General features: G+C 35.8%; 11 protein-coding genes. 1 reads left to right on the forward strand and 10 read right to left on the reverse strand.

The genetic code is table 11. From position 1 onward, the window contains the following. Nucleotides 1-15: 15 nt before the first annotated feature. From B0A65_RS16250 to B0A65_RS16285, 7 genes are all read right to left on the reverse strand, one after another. Nucleotides 16-1590, reverse strand: coding sequence for a rhamnogalacturonidase (locus B0A65_RS16250; protein ID WP_074662919.1), 1575 nt, complete (start codon nt 1588-1590; stop codon nt 16-18). Then, nucleotides 1587-3920 carry a hypothetical protein gene (locus B0A65_RS16255; RefSeq protein WP_074662915.1) on the reverse strand — a complete coding sequence of 778 codons (2334 nt, stop codon included), beginning with the start codon at nt 3918-3920 and terminating at the stop codon, nt 1587-1589. Before B0A65_RS16255 ends, B0A65_RS16250 begins: the two co-directional genes overlap by 4 nt. Before the next feature lie 40 nt (nt 3921-3960). Continuing rightward, nucleotides 3961-5562: an MGH1-like glycoside hydrolase domain-containing protein gene (locus tag B0A65_RS16260; RefSeq protein ID WP_083370511.1), complete on the reverse strand. Its 1602-nt coding sequence runs from the start codon at nt 5560-5562 to the stop codon at nt 3961-3963. Nucleotides 5563-5568: 6 nt separating this feature from the next. After that, the gene (locus tag B0A65_RS16265) at nt 5569-7104 is read right to left on the reverse strand and encodes a hypothetical protein (RefSeq protein WP_074662908.1); all 1536 of its coding nucleotides are present in this window, start codon (nt 7102-7104) and stop codon (nt 5569-5571) included. Between the two features lie 306 nt (nt 7105-7410). Next, on the reverse strand, nt 7411-8877 hold the full coding sequence (locus tag B0A65_RS16275) for a RagB/SusD family nutrient uptake outer membrane protein (protein ID WP_074662904.1): 1467 nt from the start codon (nt 8875-8877) through the stop codon (nt 7411-7413). Nucleotides 8878-8887: 10 nt separating this feature from the next. Beyond that, the gene (locus tag B0A65_RS16280) at nt 8888-12289 is read right to left on the reverse strand and encodes a TonB-dependent receptor (protein ID WP_083370510.1); all 3402 of its coding nucleotides are present in this window, start codon (nt 12287-12289) and stop codon (nt 8888-8890) included. A 180-nt stretch (nt 12290-12469) separates the two neighbouring features. Next, complete coding sequence (locus B0A65_RS16285) at nt 12470-13633, reverse strand: FecR family protein (RefSeq protein WP_083370509.1); 1164 nt, start codon at nt 13631-13633, stop codon at nt 12470-12472. Between the two features lie 117 nt (nt 13634-13750). Between B0A65_RS16285 and B0A65_RS16290 the strand changes: the two genes are divergently transcribed. After that, nucleotides 13751-14347 (forward strand): RNA polymerase sigma factor, encoded by a 597-nt coding sequence (locus B0A65_RS16290; RefSeq protein ID WP_074662902.1) that lies wholly within the window; start codon nt 13751-13753, stop codon nt 14345-14347. Between the two features lie 106 nt (nt 14348-14453). On the opposite strand, the gene B0A65_RS16295 is transcribed toward B0A65_RS16290, so the two are convergent. From B0A65_RS16295 to B0A65_RS16305, 3 genes are all read right to left on the reverse strand, one after another. Continuing rightward, complete coding sequence (locus B0A65_RS16295) at nt 14454-16529, reverse strand: glycosyl hydrolase 115 family protein (protein WP_074662900.1); 2076 nt, start codon at nt 16527-16529, stop codon at nt 14454-14456. Nucleotides 16530-16815: 286 nt separating this feature from the next. After that, the gene (locus tag B0A65_RS16300) at nt 16816-17658 is read right to left on the reverse strand and encodes an alpha/beta hydrolase (protein WP_074662898.1); all 843 of its coding nucleotides are present in this window, start codon (nt 17656-17658) and stop codon (nt 16816-16818) included. A gap of 16 nt (nt 17659-17674) precedes the next feature. Next, entirely contained in the window at nt 17675-18682 is a 1008-nt protein-coding gene (locus B0A65_RS16305) for an amidohydrolase family protein (protein WP_074663119.1), read from the reverse strand. Between the last annotated feature and the right edge of the window lie 2 nt (nt 18683-18684).

Raw genomic sequence — 18684 nt, forward strand, 5'->3', positions numbered from 1 at the left:
TTATTATTATTATTATTATTTGGTTAAAGTGGTATTACGAATATTTACACCTTTTACGTCATCAGCCAATAGTATTTTTTTTACACCATCAACTGTTTGCAACTTCAAATTATCAATATCAATTCCCTGAATATCAGAAAATAGTGCTGCAGGACGATTGTCTGTTGTTTCGAAGCTTGTTGTTATATTGGCCAATTCCAGATTCTTTACATGTCGCACAAAAATTCCATAGGAGGGAAGTGTACCTATTTTATAAGGTTCCGGATAACCATCGCCCAATTCTCTGGGTTTTATAGCAGCATCTTCTAAAGTTCCTCCGCCTTTACTAACTAAGCGAATGTTTTCCAATCGTAGTCCATCAATAGGTTCTTCCGGTAATCCCATAATTTGTATCCCGCTCATTTTGTCAACTCCTGTAGCAATTACATTCGAGATCAATACATTCTTCATTCGGCTGTTAGTTTTTACCCCAGGCGATCGATTTCGACTTCCCGTTGCTATATAAATTGCATAGTGGTACAAATCGGTCATCACTAAATTGCTAATGGTAATATTCTCCAAAATTGCACCATCAACTGATTCCAAAGCTAGTCCCCTGCAGCTGCGAATTGTGCAGTTTGATATGGTAATATTTCTAAATCCTCCGCTTGATTCAGTACCCAGCTTAATACGTCCGGAAGCATTTGGTCTCGGTTTCATAGTCCCGTCAAGCAAAGTGCCTTCCTGAAATCCGGAAACCTGACAGTTGGTAATCGAAACATTTTCGGTAGTTCTAAACTCGCCAAGAGCGTAAGTGCTTTTAAGGCAGATTCCATCATCACCCGGCGAATTAACACGACAGTTTGAAACTACTACATTTCGGCAACAGTCAATATCAATACCATCGCGGTTTGTATCCATCGTTACATTATCAACAGTCATCATATCACAGCCCGTTGCCAATATTGCAAAATGACCGCCATGAACGATAGTAATGTCGCTGATTGTAATGTTTTTGCAGCTTTTAAGTGCAATTGCTTTATTGCCCAGACGCATTGGTTTAAAAACAGGATTTGGATTTTGCCAATTGTCGTGACCATTCATTTTATTCAAAATTTCATCATCGCGTATAATACCGCCGCCATTTATAAATCCGTGACCGGTAATAAAAACGTTGGTAAGATTTTCACCCCAAATTAAACTGTTATGAAAATAGGTGTGGGCACCGTCCTGATAAGGGCCTACATTTGATGGTTCGGTTTCATCATAAGCATTCATTTCCTGAGGCGCTCCCAAAATGGTTGCGCCGGCATCAATATGCAGATTTATATTGCTTTGCAAATGGATAGAACCACTCAAATACGTTCCTGCCGGAACCCAAACTGTTCCGCCACCCACTTTTACAGCAGCATCAATTGTTTTGTTAATGGCTGGACTGTCAAGGTTTTTTCCGTCTCCAATTGCTCCATACGAACGAACATTAAACACATTATTTGTCTCTTTTGATTGTGCATTAAGGATAACACAGAATCCAGATAAAAGAAAAACAACAAATGCTAGAAAAAAAGACTTCTCCGTTATTGTGAAATTTAGTGTAGCTTGTTTTCTCATGGCTTTTCTATTTTAAAAAGTTTAGTTTGTGCCTGAGTTAAATTGATCTCCAGTTTTTTATTTCCGATAATGGTATTGGCTCTGTTCCAAAGCTCAGAAACTTCGACAGCTTTATTGTTAATAAATGGCAAATTAAGAGTAGTTTGTACCGTATGATTTGCTGTATGATTGATTCCTTCTTCGAGATTTCCGGCCATAATTCTAAAACTTCCATCATTAAGCTTCCACATTGATAATTGAACAGGTTGCTCTTGTTTGATTTCATCCACATAAGCAAAACCTGATTTTTTCATCGTTTCATTCATAAGTCTGGCTGTCAAAACATATGGCGTAGGACTTCCCATAATTTGATCCAAAGAACCTTTGTAATTGTCAGTTCCACCAGGCAGATTATTGAAAAACTCAGGAGCATCCCAATAAATCAAATTTTTTCCCTCTTTTTGATTCAATCCTAAAGCAGGAGAGAAGCTTACGGAATAAATAGATTCAAGTCCGTCGCTAAATTTATTCTGTGTAAAAGGCTGAAAAATTGGAAAAGTATTCGGAATAGAAGCATAAATACCTTCCGTTTTATAATTAATTGTTCCGATGTATTTGGTGCTGTTAATGATCGTATCTGTTGAAGATACTCCTAAAATAGCGGCAATATCTTTATCCAATCCACCAACAGGACTTCCAATAACCATAGAGGTTTTGCCCGATTTTAGGACTTTAATTAAATTTTCTTTTTCAGAGGAGTTTAAATGAGACGGAGTCTGAAAAATAAATAGATCGCTTTGAACATTTGGAAGATATTCCAAACGAGTTACCGACATAATAGGAGCAGACCATTTCATCAATGTTCCTGCTTGTTCGTCAATCCATTCTTTAATGTTTTCGTCTGGCTTGTTATTCGATTGCCATTCCATCGCACTTCGGTTGTAAACCAATGTTGGTCCAAAAACTTCTTTTGTTGCTGCGGCATCGGCGAAAGCCTCATTTGTAGTTTGAGCAAGGAATTTTACATCTTCTTCAGGCAATAACATTTTTCCTCTATTGCCCCATGAAATGTAGCTTCCGTTAGGCATTTTGATTCCGCTTGGAGTTTTCAATGCAGCATGCGAATACGCCCAGACCCCCCATCGCAATCTTTCTCTGGCATTATGAATAATATCCCAGGTTTCCCAAGCATCGAAAGTTTCGGTTAAAAAATAATGATGCACTTTTGTATCGGCAAGCATGGCAGAATGCGAAAGCATATAACCCAGCATATAGCTGTAGCCCAATAATGGCGAACTCCAAAAGCGAACTTCGGGAACATAATTCATGACAGGACGCTGCCCAACTTCATTCCACGATCCCGCCCAGGACTGATCGATCCAACCGTCGAGATATCCTTCTTTTGCTATAGTTTCCAAATCAAAACAATTCGCACGCCATCCGCCAACAGCACTTGCGGCATTTGAATAGCCAATTACCAAAGCTTTTGGATTCGATATCTTAGTCTGTTTCACTAAATCTGCTGTAGCTTTGCTCCATTCAGCAACGAGTTTCGGATCTTTTGGAGCAGTTTCGCCATACGGGCCTTTTCTTCTTGAATACAATCCTGTACCTAAAAAACCGTCTCTTAGAATAATAACATCAAGATTAAGTGCTTTTGACAAGCTTCCCCATTGTTTTCCGAAGAATTCTGTTAAAGGCGTTCCCTCTGGAATTCCTGCCGGAAAAGCGCCGTATTTATGTGATTCAGCTACTAGTTTAGCTACCATATTTGGTTTTCCGTTTCTATAAGAATTGGCATGTCTTAATGAAAATGATGATTTATCGCCGTCATAAGAGCTTTGTCCTCCGGTAATAAACGTCCCCACTTTAATATCTTTTAAATTGTATTTATTTTGGGCTGTTTTTTTAAGAATCGCCACTAAATTTTTCAAATCGGCATACGTCCATTTTTCGTAATTGATAGATTGAGGTTTATCTGCCTTTTCAAAGCGATCTTTCCATAAATCCATACGCTCAGGCGTTGTGCCTGCCAATTGTCCCTGATCTTTGATCGAACCCCAGGTTTTCATGTTTTTTGGCAGTTTTATTTCCTGATTAATGTCTCCCTGCCATTCGTATAAATAATCGGTAATCCAGCCAACATTGATGATAACACCTTTCCAGCCGTCGATTCCCTGCATAAGAGGTTCGTAGCGTTGCCAAAAATCATTGGCAGATTTTTGCATGTCTTTGTGTTCGAACCAATACAAGTCAATTTCAAGCCAGCGGTCTGCAGAAACGGGTGTTTTTGCATTTGTTCCAATGCTATAAAACAGGATAGAGAATAATATAATTAGATTTTTTTTCATTAGTATTTTTATGTTTTGAACTGTTCTATGTACTATAGTTTTATATTTTTTTTCCTTTTATAAGAATATCTTTTTTCCCTCCTGCCCAAAGCAATGTGAGTGTAAAATCCGTACTAGATTTCACACTTATTTGAGGCATTCTTTTAGTATCTTTTCTGGATTTGCAATAAAAATCAATAGTATCATCTGTTCCAAAAGGATATTGTTTTACTCCAAACTCATCCTTTAAAGTGACATCCCAAACAATCTTATTATTGGGTACATCAGCTCTGATTCCAAAAATATATTCGAACAAAACCGCAATAGGAGTCAATCCTGTCCATCCAACAAAATCTTTCCGATCATTTCCCTGAACTTTTTCCGGGGAATAGTTTTCGAAGAAAGTACCAGTTTGGGTGTAAACTTTTAGTACATTGTCAAAATGATTCGTTGCGATTTCATGTGCAAGACTATCCTGATGTATTTGGTTAAGTCCTCTTAAAACCATATAAGAAGTCGGTGCCCAGACAGATCCTCGCCAGTAACCGCCTTCGGCATTATAATCTGGACTATCAGCAGATAAAGTAGGAACACGATGCGGACGATTGAATTTTTTGGTGTCAGAAAGTGGGCTAATAAATTGATTTATTCGATTTTCGGGAACTACATCTGCAAGCAATGCCCAATAAGATCCGATTGATTGTAAATTAGATAACGATCCATCTTTGAAAGCATCGGTATAGAAATTCAATTTTTCATTCCACATTTTTTCGTTTACGAATTTAGTCAGATATTCAACTTCTTCTTTTAGATTTTTTACTTCGTTTTCTCTGTCGAGTTCAACAGCCATTTTTATTAAAAATCGAGCGGCAAAAATTTCCTGCAAAGTGGTATCAATCCAAGACGTTTGACCGTTGCTCCATCTTACACTATATTCACTTTGTAAACGTGGTTGATTGTCCATTCCGCAGCCCCAGCCAGTCGAATAATAAGTACCGTCTTTCCACGAACGGTTGAGGTTAAACCAATTGTAATAGGCAAGAAGGGCAGGAAATACTTTTGCTAATCTGGCCTTGTCGTTAAAATTGGTATAATATTCCCATTCAGACCAGGGTAAGATATTTGGTCCTGTACTTGAGGGATCGTAACGTTCGAAACAATCTTCACCGTTAGTACCATAAATTTGTCGACAAATGAATCCGTCTGGTTTTTGCTTGCTGTAAAAATTATCCAAAGAACTCTGAAAATTAAAAGCTCTCGAACCATAACGCCCAAATAATGTCATAAAAGCAGTATCCCACATAAAAATATTTCCATTGAAAGCAGCATCGATATACGGAGAAACAAATCCGTTTTCAGGACTAACTTTATGAAGATTAGAAAAGGCAATTTCCCAAGCTTTCCAGTAACAAAGAATCGCCTCGTTTTTTGTTTTCCAAAATGGTTGCGGAAGCTTTTCTTTTATTTGATCGAAAGTTGGCGGAGTATCAAAATTTTGTGGAGTATTTTTTATAAAATTATTTTCGGCAACCAATTTTTCAGGAATATATAATTTCTTAATTCCTTTTCCCCAATCGGCTGTTCCAAGTTCAATAACAGGTTTTTGCGCTGTTATTTGACTTAGAAAGCAAAGGAATAGTAAAAAGGAAAATATTTTTTTCATGATTTATTATTTTGAAGAAATCTTCTGTTTTTTATTAAATTTTAAAACCAATCCTGGATCAGAAATATCATTTTTTGATGCAGATGAAAGACCAACTTTTCGAATTAAGTCTCCTGAGATAATTATTTTATTATCCTTAAAAACAATATCTTTTGTAATATATGAATAAGTATCTCCAGCCAAATCCTGACCTAAAACTTCGTAATCTGAGGCTTTTATTTTGGTTGGAAGAAGTAGTGTAAGTGACTCATAATCTCCAAATATTGCGATGGGATTGTCAATATTTTGAATTTCCTGCTCCACTTTAATGCGCTTCGTAATGTATTCCCGATTAATACCTCGGCCAATAGTAACGACAGCAACAGCTCCATTTGGATACATTGATGATAATACAAAAGGCTGATCTGGACTTGGATTTAAAATTTTTGCCAACGGCAATCCACGGCTCACTCTTGCGGGGGCGTTTTCTTTTAAGGTATCTCCGGGTTTGTGTTTTTTATTCCAGGTTTCTCTTTCTCCTAAAACCCAGTAATCTTTTAATGAAGTTTTATCAATACTATAATTTTCTGAGCCTACGCCAAAAGGTTCGGCAATGCGGTGCCATCTTACACCCCTAATTACTTCATCCATTCTATATTTGATATTTCTTCCAGTGGGAGGAAACGCATAATCATTTGTGTTATTAGGAAGTTTGTCTGGGAACGGATATCGCATTATCCCAATAGCGCAACCTAAGCCAGCAGCTATATAAGGTTCATCTTCGCAATTGATAATACTTTTTGCGTCTCCTTGTGGTTGATAGTGTAATAAATTGGCAATTCTTTGAATGGTAACTGGCTGCGCAGTAACATTCTCGACATCGTAAGTTCTGTAGGTGTCGCTTACTTCAATTGTATATCCATTAAAGGCATGTTCAATTACTAAATTTGGCGCATAAGTACGACCTAATTTAGTCATGGTTTTTCTCCATTCTAAGTTTCGGGATTGTTTTCCCCAATCTACTTTCCAATATGCAAATCCTGATTCATTAGCGGCTTTTAGGCGTTCTGTCCAATATTCTTCCGAATTCACATTTCCAACAATAGGTGCTTCCTGGGCGCAGATCCAACCGCCAAGACCTCTCCAGCCTTTTGCTTTTACGGCACTAACCAATTTCGTTAATCTTTCTGCCGGAGTTCCGGTATAAGAAGGAAAACGCTCCTGATTTAATTCCGTAAGACCAAAAGAAGGACCGTCTTTGCTGGTTTCTGAAAGCGGAATATCCCAAGAATCATCCATAACAAAAATGAGATCTTCACGAATTTTTGGAAAAAAATTAACCCAGTTTTGATAAGTCCCTTCCCCAAGCATATTTTTTTCAGTCATAGCTTGTCTAATTTCTGCATTAGAATTATAACTGCAGGTATATCCCTGTATGTTCCAGGTACAAAAGTAATCTGGTGCTTGTGATGGTTTATTAGGTATCAGCGATGAAACAGTTTGAGAAAATCCTTGTAGAGTGATGGTCAAAAAAAGTACTGCTGAGAAAAGAAATTGTTTCATCTCTTTATAGTATAAGGTTGTTTTTTGTAGTTTTTTAGTTCAATAGCTTTAAAATGTTGATATAACAATGGTTTTAAAAGAACGGAACAGGAAGGAGGATTCCCATTCCGTGTCTTCAAAAAAACCAAACTTAACCAATTCTTAAAATTTATTTTTAGACAAGACAATTCCTTAGCCTGCGCCATTTGGAGCTGCCTGATTAAAATTATAAGTATGAGAAATTTGTCCACTGGTTTTAGATGTGAACAGTTTTAATTGTGAACTAATGAATATTCTCCCATGATAACATGGGAGAATATCATTTAATTAGTATCCCGGATTTTGATCTTCCGGATTTATTTTATTGTTGGTATCAATTTCTTTTTGAGGAATTGGAAACAATAAGTTTTTAGGCTGAGGATTTTTACCAGCAGCTGTCATAATCGGAACTAGTTGTTCTGTACGGATCAGGTCAAAATACCTTTTACTTTCAAAACAAAATTCCCAGCTTCTTTCCTGTAAAACTGCCGCTCTAAATTGCACTTGCGTTAAACCTGAAAGATCAGTCATACCAGCTCCGGCTCTTTTACGAATTGCATTAATAGCGCCATATGCTTCTGTAGTTGGACCATTTAACTCATTCAAAGCTTCAGCTTTCATCAATAATACATCTGCATATCTTAAGATAGGGTAGTTATTATTATTGTTGCTTCTTGCATAAGGAGCAGTATCAAAATATTTAAAAATACTCAATTCCGTTAAATCTGTTGAAGGATACTGATATACTTTTTGAGTTTTAGGATCAACAAAACGTGATAAAATAGAAGCATCACGACGTGTATCTGCAGCACTAAAAGATCTCCAGAATTTATCTTCAACCATGTTTTGACCAAAACCAGAGATACCAGAAGCCTGAATAACATTAGCTGTTCTGGAAAGATAAAATTGAGCATAAGCACTTCCAAGAGCTTCCGGACCAGATTGAAACTGAATTGAAAATATGTGTTCCAATTTATTTTCGTTTGCTATTTTCCATACGTCTGCAGGTGTGGCATATAAACCATATCCGTACGCACCGGCATTGCTGATTACTTCCTGTGCTTTTGCAGCAGCATTAGTCCAGTCTTTTTTGGTTAAATAAACATAGGCAAGCATAGTAGAAGCAGCTCCTTTCGTAGCTCTTCCAACATTGGCAGCTGGCTGTACCGCAGGAAGTTTTGCTTCGGCTTGTTTTAAATCATCTATAATTACAGCGTAAACGGCGTCTGCAGAAGAGCGCTCTAAGTGAAGTGGTGTAACCTCTGCTAAACGTAAAGGCACGCCGCCAAATGTTCTCACAAGATTAAAATAACTAAATGCGCGCAGAAAACGTGCTTCTGCTATGATAATATCTTTTGTCGCGGCTGGCATTTCAATAGCCGGAACACGGTCTAAAACTGCATTGGCTCTATTGATAATTACATAATTATTATTCCAGTTACCAAGTAGGATAGCATTAGAAGGATCAAATTGAAAAGCATCAATATTAGACCTGTCGACATTTGAATTTGAAACTCCAGGCCAGGTTTGCTCTCCGGCGGTATCTCCCACAAAAGTAATATCCTGGCTATAGATTGCTCTTAGACCATTATAAACAGCAACTAATGCTGCATTTGCATCTGCCTCCGTTTTATAAAAATTTGTTGGCGCTATAAAAGATTCAGGATTTTCTTCCAGAAAATCATTTGAACAACTGCTAAAGCTTGTAATCAAAATAGACAAAGCTGTAACAATAAGGAAATTATTAGATTTCATATTTTTTTGATTAAAGTTTTACATTAAGTCCCATTAGGAATGTTTTGGCCGCTGGATAACCTCCACGATCAACACCCATACTTAGGTTATCCTGTCCAAATGAACTTACATCAGGATTATATCCTTTGTAGTCTGTAAAAGTCCACCAGTTTTGTAAACTAACATATAATCTTATTGACTGTACAAAAGTGTTTTTGAAAACATCTTGCGGCATATTATATCCGAATGAGATATTTTGAATGCGCAAATACGATCCGTCTTCTACTTGTTTGTTAGTAAGACGAGAATCTTGAGTATGTCTTTGAATATCAGTATTAGTATTTGTCGGTGTCCATCTGTTTAATGATTCCGGAGCATTAACATCTGTTTGTGCATTTACGTTTAAATTTACAATATCATTACCCTGAACCCCATTGATAAGAACATTTAAATCGAAATTTTTATAAGAAAATGTGTTGGTCAAACCATAGAAAAAGTCTGGTTGTGCATATCCTAAAATAGCACGGTCACTTTCATTAAATTTTCCATCGCCATTAGTATCTTTATAACGTCTGTCACCAATTACAGAAGTACTTGGTTGTCCTGCAGCTTTTCCTGCATCAACTTCTGCCTGAGTTTGAAATAAGCCATCAGTTACATAACCGTAGAATGCTCCAACTGCCTCACCAACTCTTAATATACCTGTATTTGTGATTTGTTTACTGGCACTTCCACCTCCAACTACTCTTTCATATTCTCCACCTAAATCAAGAATTTCATTTTTGTTGAAAGTAATATTGAAAGATGTTTTCCATTTAAATTCACCATCAAAGTTTACTGTATTTAAAGCAAATTCAAAACCAGTGTTTTTTACACTTCCGACATTTTGAAGCGAAGAAACAAAGCCTGAGCTTCCTGGAATTTGAACATCAAGCAATAAGTCTTTTGTGCGTTTATCATAATAATCTGCAACAATGTTAATTCGGTTTGAAAACAAACTTAAATCAATACCTGCATCAAATTGTGCAGTAGTTTCCCAACGTAAATCAGGATTTGCAAAACGGTTAGGGGCTATCCCGCTACCAATAATTCCACCAATAGGATAGCTAACAGATCCTAAGGCAGCCAAACTACGGTATTGTGGAATCTCCTGATTACCTGTTTCTCCATAACTAGTTCTCAATTTAAGATTTGAGATCACATTTGCTGTAGACTTCATGAAATCTTCTTCAGAAACCCTCCAGGCAACTGATCCGGAAGGAAAGAAAGCAAATTTATTACTTTCACCAAAACGGGAAGATCCATCTGCACGTCCTGTAAGCGTTACTAAATATCTGTCATTATAACCATAATTAACTCTTGCAATATAAGATTCAAGTTGCCAATCTGTTACGTTTGATCCAGGACTATTAGCTGTCGCTCCGGCTCCTAAATTATTGTCTTCTAGAATGTCGTTAACAAATCTTTCAGATCCGGCAGTTACAGTTTCTCTGGTTAACTTCTGACGGGTAAAACCTGCTAAGGCTGTCAAATTATGTTTAGCAGCAAAAGTTTTGGTATAGGTTAATGTATTTTCATTTAACCAGCTAAAACTTTGGTTAACACCAATTCTTGCTTTTGCAGTTATTCCTGCATCTTGTATAAATGCTGGGTTATAATAATCTTCCTTAACATTGATTTGGTCTCCACCTAAAGTTATTTTGAATAATAAATCTTTTGTGATTTTATAATCAAGAAAGATATTTCCAAATGTTCTGTTGGTTTTATTTAAATTTTTAATCTCTAATAATGACGCAATAGGGTTTACGTAGAAGTTACCATCCGGACCTCTAAATCTAGTGTAGCTACCGTCTGCATTATAAGCAGTCTGAGTTGGCGGTGCATAAAGAATTGCCGATACAGCACCTTGATTGTTGGCATCCAAATCTGAATCCGTTTTTGCTTGATTGTTTTCTGTTAGTGAAGAACTGAAACTTAATCCAAGCTTAAATTTAGAGCTTAAATTACGATCTAAGTTAACGCGCACAGAACCACGTGTGAAATCTGATCCAAGTAAAATACCATCCTGTGTGAAATAATTTCCTGAAATGGAGTATTTTGTTTTCTCATCTCCACCTGTGAAATTTAACTGATAGTTTTGTGTAGCAGCTACTCTAAAAGCTTCATCCTGCCAGTCAGTTCCTTCTCCGTATGCATCAGGATTAGCGACATAAGGCAAACGGCCTCTTCGTATATTGTCTGCATTAACTGATAGCGCATAATCATGTGCATTGAGTAAATCTATTTTTTTACTAAGCTGTTGAAAACCATAGTAAGTTTCAAAAGTAACACTCGATTGTCCGACTTTACCACGTTTAGTTGTAATAATAATTACACCATTGGCACCTCTTGAACCGTAAATAGCGGTAGCAGAAGCATCTTTTAAGATTTCCATTGATTCGATATCGCTTGGGTTGATCGAAGCCAATACATTTGAAGGCTGTCCGTTACCTAAAACTCCTGTTGAGCTTGCAGAGGTATCATTATATACTGGGAAACCATCAATTACATATAAAGGTTCGTTTCCGGCACTGATTGAGTTACCACCACGAATTCTTACTGATGCATTACCACCTGGTGCTGATGAAGACTGAGTCATTTGCACACCAGAAACCTGACCTTTTAAAGCTTGCTCTGTAGAAGTAAGTACTAAATCTTTAATTGAATTTTTTGATATCGAAGCTATAGATCCCGTAATATCATGTTTCTTTTGAGTACCATAACCTACAACTACAACTTCATTAAGTCCGGCTGCACTTTCTTTTAATACTATTTTTAAAGAGGCTTGTCCTTTTACTTGAAATTCCTGAGTATCAAAACCGATATAAGACACAACAAGAGTTGCATTTTCATCTGAAATAGTAAGGGCAAATTTTCCGTCAAAATCAGTAGTAACTCCGTTTTTAGTTCCTTTTTCAACAACATTAGCACTTGGCAAAGGTTGTCCATTAGAATCTGTTACTACACCTTTTATTTGTTTAGGAGCAAGATCAATAACACTTGGTGCGGTCACCATACTAGTTTTATTGGCTTTGCTTTTAGTTAACAAAATTTTGCGGTCATCGATCTCATAACTTGTATCGGTGCCCTTAAAAAGTAGGTCTAATATGGTGTTTATTGGAACTTTTTTTACACTTAGGGAAACCTTTCGGTTTAAATCCACTGCCTTAGTATTAAATAGGAACTTAAATTCGGTAGTTGTCTCAATTTCATCGATAACTTCCTTTACCGTTACGCTTTCTCTATCTAAAGTGATTTTGGTTTTTTGAGAATATGACGTGTTTGCCTGCATGACGAAGCTTACGGTGACAAAAAATAATAGTGATAACTTCATTTTTAAATCAAATAATAAGTTCCATGGAAATAATCCATTGGACTTTGGTGGTTTTTTCATAATTTTGGATTGTTAATTAGTGATTAATCTTTGTGGTTGATCACTTTACCTAAGTCGGGAAATGTTGGCGCATTTTCCGATTTTTTTTTATCCAGATGATTTGGAGAGGTAATAAGTGATAGTTAGTACTAAGTTTTTTACGTGGAACTCTAATTCATAGGCATTGTTTTTAGTTTTAGTTTAGTTGATTATTATTTTATTTTCTACAATACTGTAATCGATTTGATAAACTTTTTTGAAGTAATTGAATACTTGTACAATACTTTCATTATTGGTTTCTATAGTGGCATTAAAAGTTTCATTAGCCAAACTTCTGTTATTATTGATGATAGTAACATTGTAATGGCGTTCTAATTTTTTGATGATATTTGCGAAAGTTTCTTGTCTAAAGACCAAGTTTCCATTCATCCAGGAAGTATATAATGAAGTGTTTACTTTTTCATTTGATATACTTTTGTTTTGTTTTAAAAAAGTTCCTTTATAACCTGGAGTAAGGAAAAATTCATTTTTATTTTTTCCGACTAATCCTGTTTCTTTCATGCTTACAGAACCTTCAACCAGTACAACATCTGTAGCATCATCTTCCTGATAATTGCTAACATTGAATTTTGTACCGTAAACCTGAACATCTAATTTGTTTGCATTTACTATAAAAGGATGTTTTTTATCATGCGTAACATCAAAATAGGCTTCTCCGGTAAGGAAGATTTTACGATTTTGGTTTTTAATAAACTGCACCGGATAAGTCATAGAACTTCCTGCATTTAAATACACCACTGTTCCATCTGAAAGGGTAATATTAAAACGTTTTCCATTTGGGATACTCAATGTGTTATATACTAATTTAGTCGCATTTGGATCATTTGCGTATACTAGTTCCTTACCGTTTTGCTGTCCTACTACTTTTCCATCTGCGTCATAAACTTTCGAAGTTCCGTCAGCTGCAATAACTTTAATATTTCCATTTCCCAGTTTCAGCGTAATTTCATCTTTTTTAGGGACAATTATTTCTTTTGTATTGTTATCAAAGATGTTTTTTTGCAATACAGCACCTATTCCTAAAAACAAGATTGCGATTGCAGCATACTTCATGAAAGAGCGAAGACTATATATTTTCGATTTTTTCTTTTCTTTCCTAATTTCCTTAAGAAGCGCTTTTCTCACAGTTTTACTATCCGGCTCATTCATGGCTAAAGTTATAGCAAAGTGTGTTTTAACATACTCCTGAAATATCAATTGATTTTCCGGATCTTCTATCCATTTGTTTAATATATCCAAATCGCCCATATTTGCGGACTGTGAAAAATACTTAACGATTATAATTTCTATTTCTTTAGGAGCCATTTTCTGGGGTGCTTTTTTATGTATTACAAGACAGAATCACAATACCCTAATTTTTTATTAAAATATTTTTCATATTCATATATTTTTTTTCTTTATTTTGCCGAATAAATACTTTTTATGGATTTCGACGATAATGTAATTTTAATGGAAAGCCTCAAAAATGGGGATGAGAAAGCTTATAAGTTTCTATTGAATAAATTTCACAGAAAATTGAATGCCTATGCACTAACTTTGGTAAATGATCATTCAATGGCCCAGGATATTGTTCAAAATGTATTTTTAAAAACATGGAAAAACAGAAATAAACTTAATCCTGAATTTTCTATTCAAAGTTTTTTATATAAATCCGTTTATAATGAATTCATTAATACTTATCAGCAAAACAAGGCTATGATGCTATTACAGCAGAAATATGTAGACTCTTTGCAACAAGTTGTTGAAACCACAGACGAAAGTTCTATAGAACGTATGTTGGCTATCATCAATAAAGAAATACAAAATTTGCCTCCAAAGTGCCAGAAAGTTTTTATCCTAAGTAAAAAAGAGGGACTAACCAATATTGAGATTGCAGAACATTTAGAAATATCTATTAAAACTGTTGAAGCACAGATTAGTAAGGCTTTTAAAATTTTGAAAGAGAAATTGAAAGACAATTATAATATGATGCTGTTTTTGCTTTTTCATTCCCCGCAAAAAGAATATTCTAAGCTTTGAGATACTAAAAATAAGAATTTAAAAAAAATCCACTCGATGTTATTGCTAGAGTGGATTTTTTTTGTCTTAAAATGTAAAAATATATAGATTTTTTTGCTCTCTGAACTTATTTCGAAAGTTCGTTATATAGATCCGAAAGACGCTTTTCAAGCAAATTCATTCCAAATTTAGCGTCGTTCGTATACCAGTCGTTAAATGGTGCGTGATTAGATGTATTTAAAAGTTCCTTTGTAAGATGAATTTCGTTTAAGGTTTGCTTGATAAATTCTCGCTTTTTCTCCTTGTTTTCCTTACTTTCATAGGCCTGTACCAAATAATTTAGCGAACGATTTAAATGCAGCATAAGATAAGCTTGTCCCCTTAAGTTATCATCAAAAAAGACTTTTCCGCTTTCAAGTTTGTTATAAATCTGATCTGATTTAATTGTAATCTTTTCCAACTTTGCTATACTTGAGGCAGTTCCTTTAGCCATAGCTTCCAGCTGATTTTCTGCATCATTATCGGCAGGAATTACTCGAAAATAACCAACACTCCCTTTGCTTGGGTCATCTAGTGGATGATTGTCCAGAGGATTTGTACTGTATTTGCCTTTTTCAAGATCGTTGAGTAACATTTCGATTGCACGCGCATACCTCAAATCCTGAAACAGATATTGTCGTTCAAATCCTGGAAGGTCACCTTTTTTTTGTTGCCAATAAGAATTGAAAAAATCCTGATACAATTGAGAAATCTCAATTCCGTATTGAGAACCATAATAATTGTTGCTGAATGTAGAAAGAAATGAAGTAGGATTAAAAGGTTTAAAATTCCACATCATATCCGCATTGGCTGATAACTCTACAAGATGCTCTCGTATATTTCCGGCATTTACTACAGAAAACAGTAATTTATGACCGCTGAGGCTATCCACTATACGATAGTTTTGCTCCATTTTTCTCGGACCTTCTGCCTGTGCTAAATGCGAACCTGTTGAAGTAAATTGAAAATTAAGATAATAACCTACAGGTTTTCCTGAAAAAGTGTAATTGCGTACATCTAATGCTGGGAAGTGATCCCGACGGGCCGCTACGAAATTTATAATTAATGATGGCTCATCAGGAATATGAAAAAGTCCGGCAGCTGTCAGGTTCGACATTTCGTTATAAAGCGTTAACCGCATTGGCGGATGCGGATTACCCGTTTTTTCTTTAAGAAGGTCGATTTGCATCTGCACCATTTCCTCGATAACTTTTGCACGGCTTTTGTCATCTTTTGGCGCATCTGGAAAAAATTCCCAAAATGGAATATCGTGATTTCCTCTAAAACCAACCAGCCAAACAACTTCTAAGTTATTTCTTTTTGCTAAATCAATATGATAACCCCAAAACTCCTTTAAAGCCTGACGGTTCGCAATTGTCAATTCAGGTGCAGGAAGATGTCTAACTTCTTTCCAATAATCTTCCCAAAAAGCATAAGTTGATCCAAAAATATTAAGATGATGACCTGTTGTTATTAAACCACGCTGTTGGCCTGTTGCGGCATCCTTTCCTGGACTATAGGGAGGCGTAAAACTTTCTTTTCCTGTAATTATGCCTTCAAGCGTATTAAGTTTAAGACGCAGCATCACTTCAAACAAAGCTTGATAGTTGTTGTCTGATAGTTTTTGCCAGGGAGTCAGGAAATCGGTATCATTGGGCAACCATGCTCTGTATTTTATATCAGGTGAATTAAACACCTTTTTATAATTTACAGCCATTGTTATTTGGTCCTTATGAACAGGTTGTTCAGATGCCCAAAACCAAAGTGGTTTAACGCCCAGTATCAGCTCACTAAAACTATAAATGGCATAAATAGTCCCTCTCATATCGGCACCATTTAGAATGATATGCTCCTTATCTGCATATATTTGGTGAGCTTCCCAGTCTTTTAATAATAACTTGTTTTCTTTATAATGATCTGCGGTTGCAATTACGATAACAGGGCCTTTTTGTGGCAGTTTGGTAACAAAAGCCGATGGTTGACCCAGAACTGTATTAAGGTCACGTTGTAAATCTTCTGCAGCACGACGAACTGGCGCTGGTTCATCAGGGCTTATATATATTGGAATCTTTCCTTTTATTATTATAGATTGTGCTATTGTAGTTTGGTTAAAAAAGAAGACCAGCAAAAACTGGAGTAGTAATAAGAAATTGTGTTTTTTCATTGTGGTTATTTTTGGGTGGTTATAAATAGTAGATAACAAAGACGCATTTAATGAGGATTCACTTAATCGTCTGGGTTATGATTATAATACAAGGCAGAATGATTATACCCTAATTTTTTACAATAATTCAACTTAATAATATTAAATATATCGACTTATTGATACTATAAAACTTCTAGTTTTCATTTAATAAAACAAAAAACCAAACCCTTCAGAACCTTAAAATTCTGAAGGGTTTGGTTTTTTATAAATTATGGTACAGTTTAAATTGATAAATAGAATCTATTTATAATTTCCCTCGCTTTTGCAAACCTTCCAGAAGTTCTTTTGCAAATTCCGCTGGGTGGAGTGCATATCCTAAGTGACCTCCCGGAACATATAAAACGTCTGTTCCAAATTGTTTTGCCAGATTTGTAACTGGCCAGGCTGGCATGGTATTAACCGAATCTCTTCCTACGCAAAAAAGTATTTTATCTTTGTTTTCTTCTAATTTGTTAGTTTCAAAATCAGTTGAAGGATATTGTCTTATCTCATGTTCAAACCAATATTTAGTATTTGGCGTCTCCGGTCCTTTTCCACCTTTCATTAATTCTCCGTCTTGAGTTCCGGGAATAAGATCGTTTACAAATTTTTCTTTAGCAGGACCTTCTCCTTCTTTAGTATAGATATCATGAATTTCCTGAATAGTTGCTTTCCATTTTTCTGTGTTCGGCAAGTATTTTATTGCTGTTGGTTCATGCGGTATAAGCGCTTTTATCAAATCAGGATGCAGGCATATCAATTGAAGTCCAACTAAAGCTCCGGAACTGCTTGAAAAAACGAAAGCGGGTTCATTTGTCAGATGTTTAATCAAACTTGCAGCATCATTGGCATCTGTATCGATACGATGCGTATAATCCTGTTCTCCAATAAGTTTAGATCCTGAAAATCCTCTACGGTCGTAAGTGGTTACGGTAAAAGTTTTAGACAATATTTCACGAATAGGAGTAAAGATAAAATGATCTCCGTTTGCTCCCGGAATCATCAATAAAAGTGGCCCCTCGCCTTTTGTTTCGTAATACAGTTCTGCTCCTGAAACCTTTAAAATTCCAGTTGTAACACCTTCGATTGGTTTATTTGTATTTTCCATATTGATTTATTTATATTTATAAGTTCAATAGTTTTTCGACATTTAAGTGTCCAATTTTTTCTTTATCCTGATCTGAAATCGAAGCATTTTTTAGAAAATCGCCTGTATTTTTTTTCATTAAATATGGATAATCTGCAGAGTAAATAATATGATCGGCGCCCATTTGTGAGATTGCAAATTGAAGTTGTACTTCAGAGAAAATTCCGCTTGGCGTGATGTAGACATGCTCTTTGTAATATTCTGAAATTGTACGTCTCAAATTGGTAATTTCAGGGTAAAGAGTCTCGTCTAATCTTTCCAGAAAAGCGGGCACAAACTCGCCCCAATGTCCAGAGATTAATTTTAAATTCGGCAACTTGTCAAAAATTCCTGAAAGTATCATTCTTATAACATGAATACCGCTATCCATATGCCAGCCAAAACCTGCTGCAGGAAAAACGCCGTTTACTAATTTGGACCAATTTTCATTTCTAAAATAATGATCTGCCACATTTTTCTCCACAATTCCGGGATGCATGTAAACTGGTACATTCAATTCGGCAGCTTTTTCGAAAATAGGAAAGAACAAGGGATCATCACAAAATTTTCCCTGAAAAGTTCCGGCTATTAAAGCTCCTTTAAATCCAAGAACTTTTATGGCACGCTCTAATTCATTTGCTGCGGCGATAGGATCAGCAAGGGGTAAAGTGGTAAAACCGGCAAAGCGCGTTGGGTTTTCTTTGATAAAAGCAGCTAATTCGTCATTGGCTTCCTTACAAAGTTCAAGTGCTACATTCGGATCTGCAATTCCTTGCGGGCTTCCGCCACCGTATGAGATGACCTGCATATCGACACCGCTTTCGTCCATAAATTGCAATCTTCTTGCACCAACATCTTCAATGTCCTCATTTGTAGGTAAAAAATGTTTAATGATTTCTTCCATGTCTTTTGCCTTTCCTGCATCTAAATTATTAGATTGAAATTGTTGCATTTTAGCAGTGATTTTTGGCGAGGTAAAATGTTCTTCTATTGTGATAATTTTCATTT

This window comes from Flavobacterium frigidimaris (genome assembly GCF_002217275.1).
GTDB classification, from domain to species: Bacteria; Bacteroidota; Bacteroidia; order Flavobacteriales; family Flavobacteriaceae; genus Flavobacterium; species Flavobacterium aquidurense.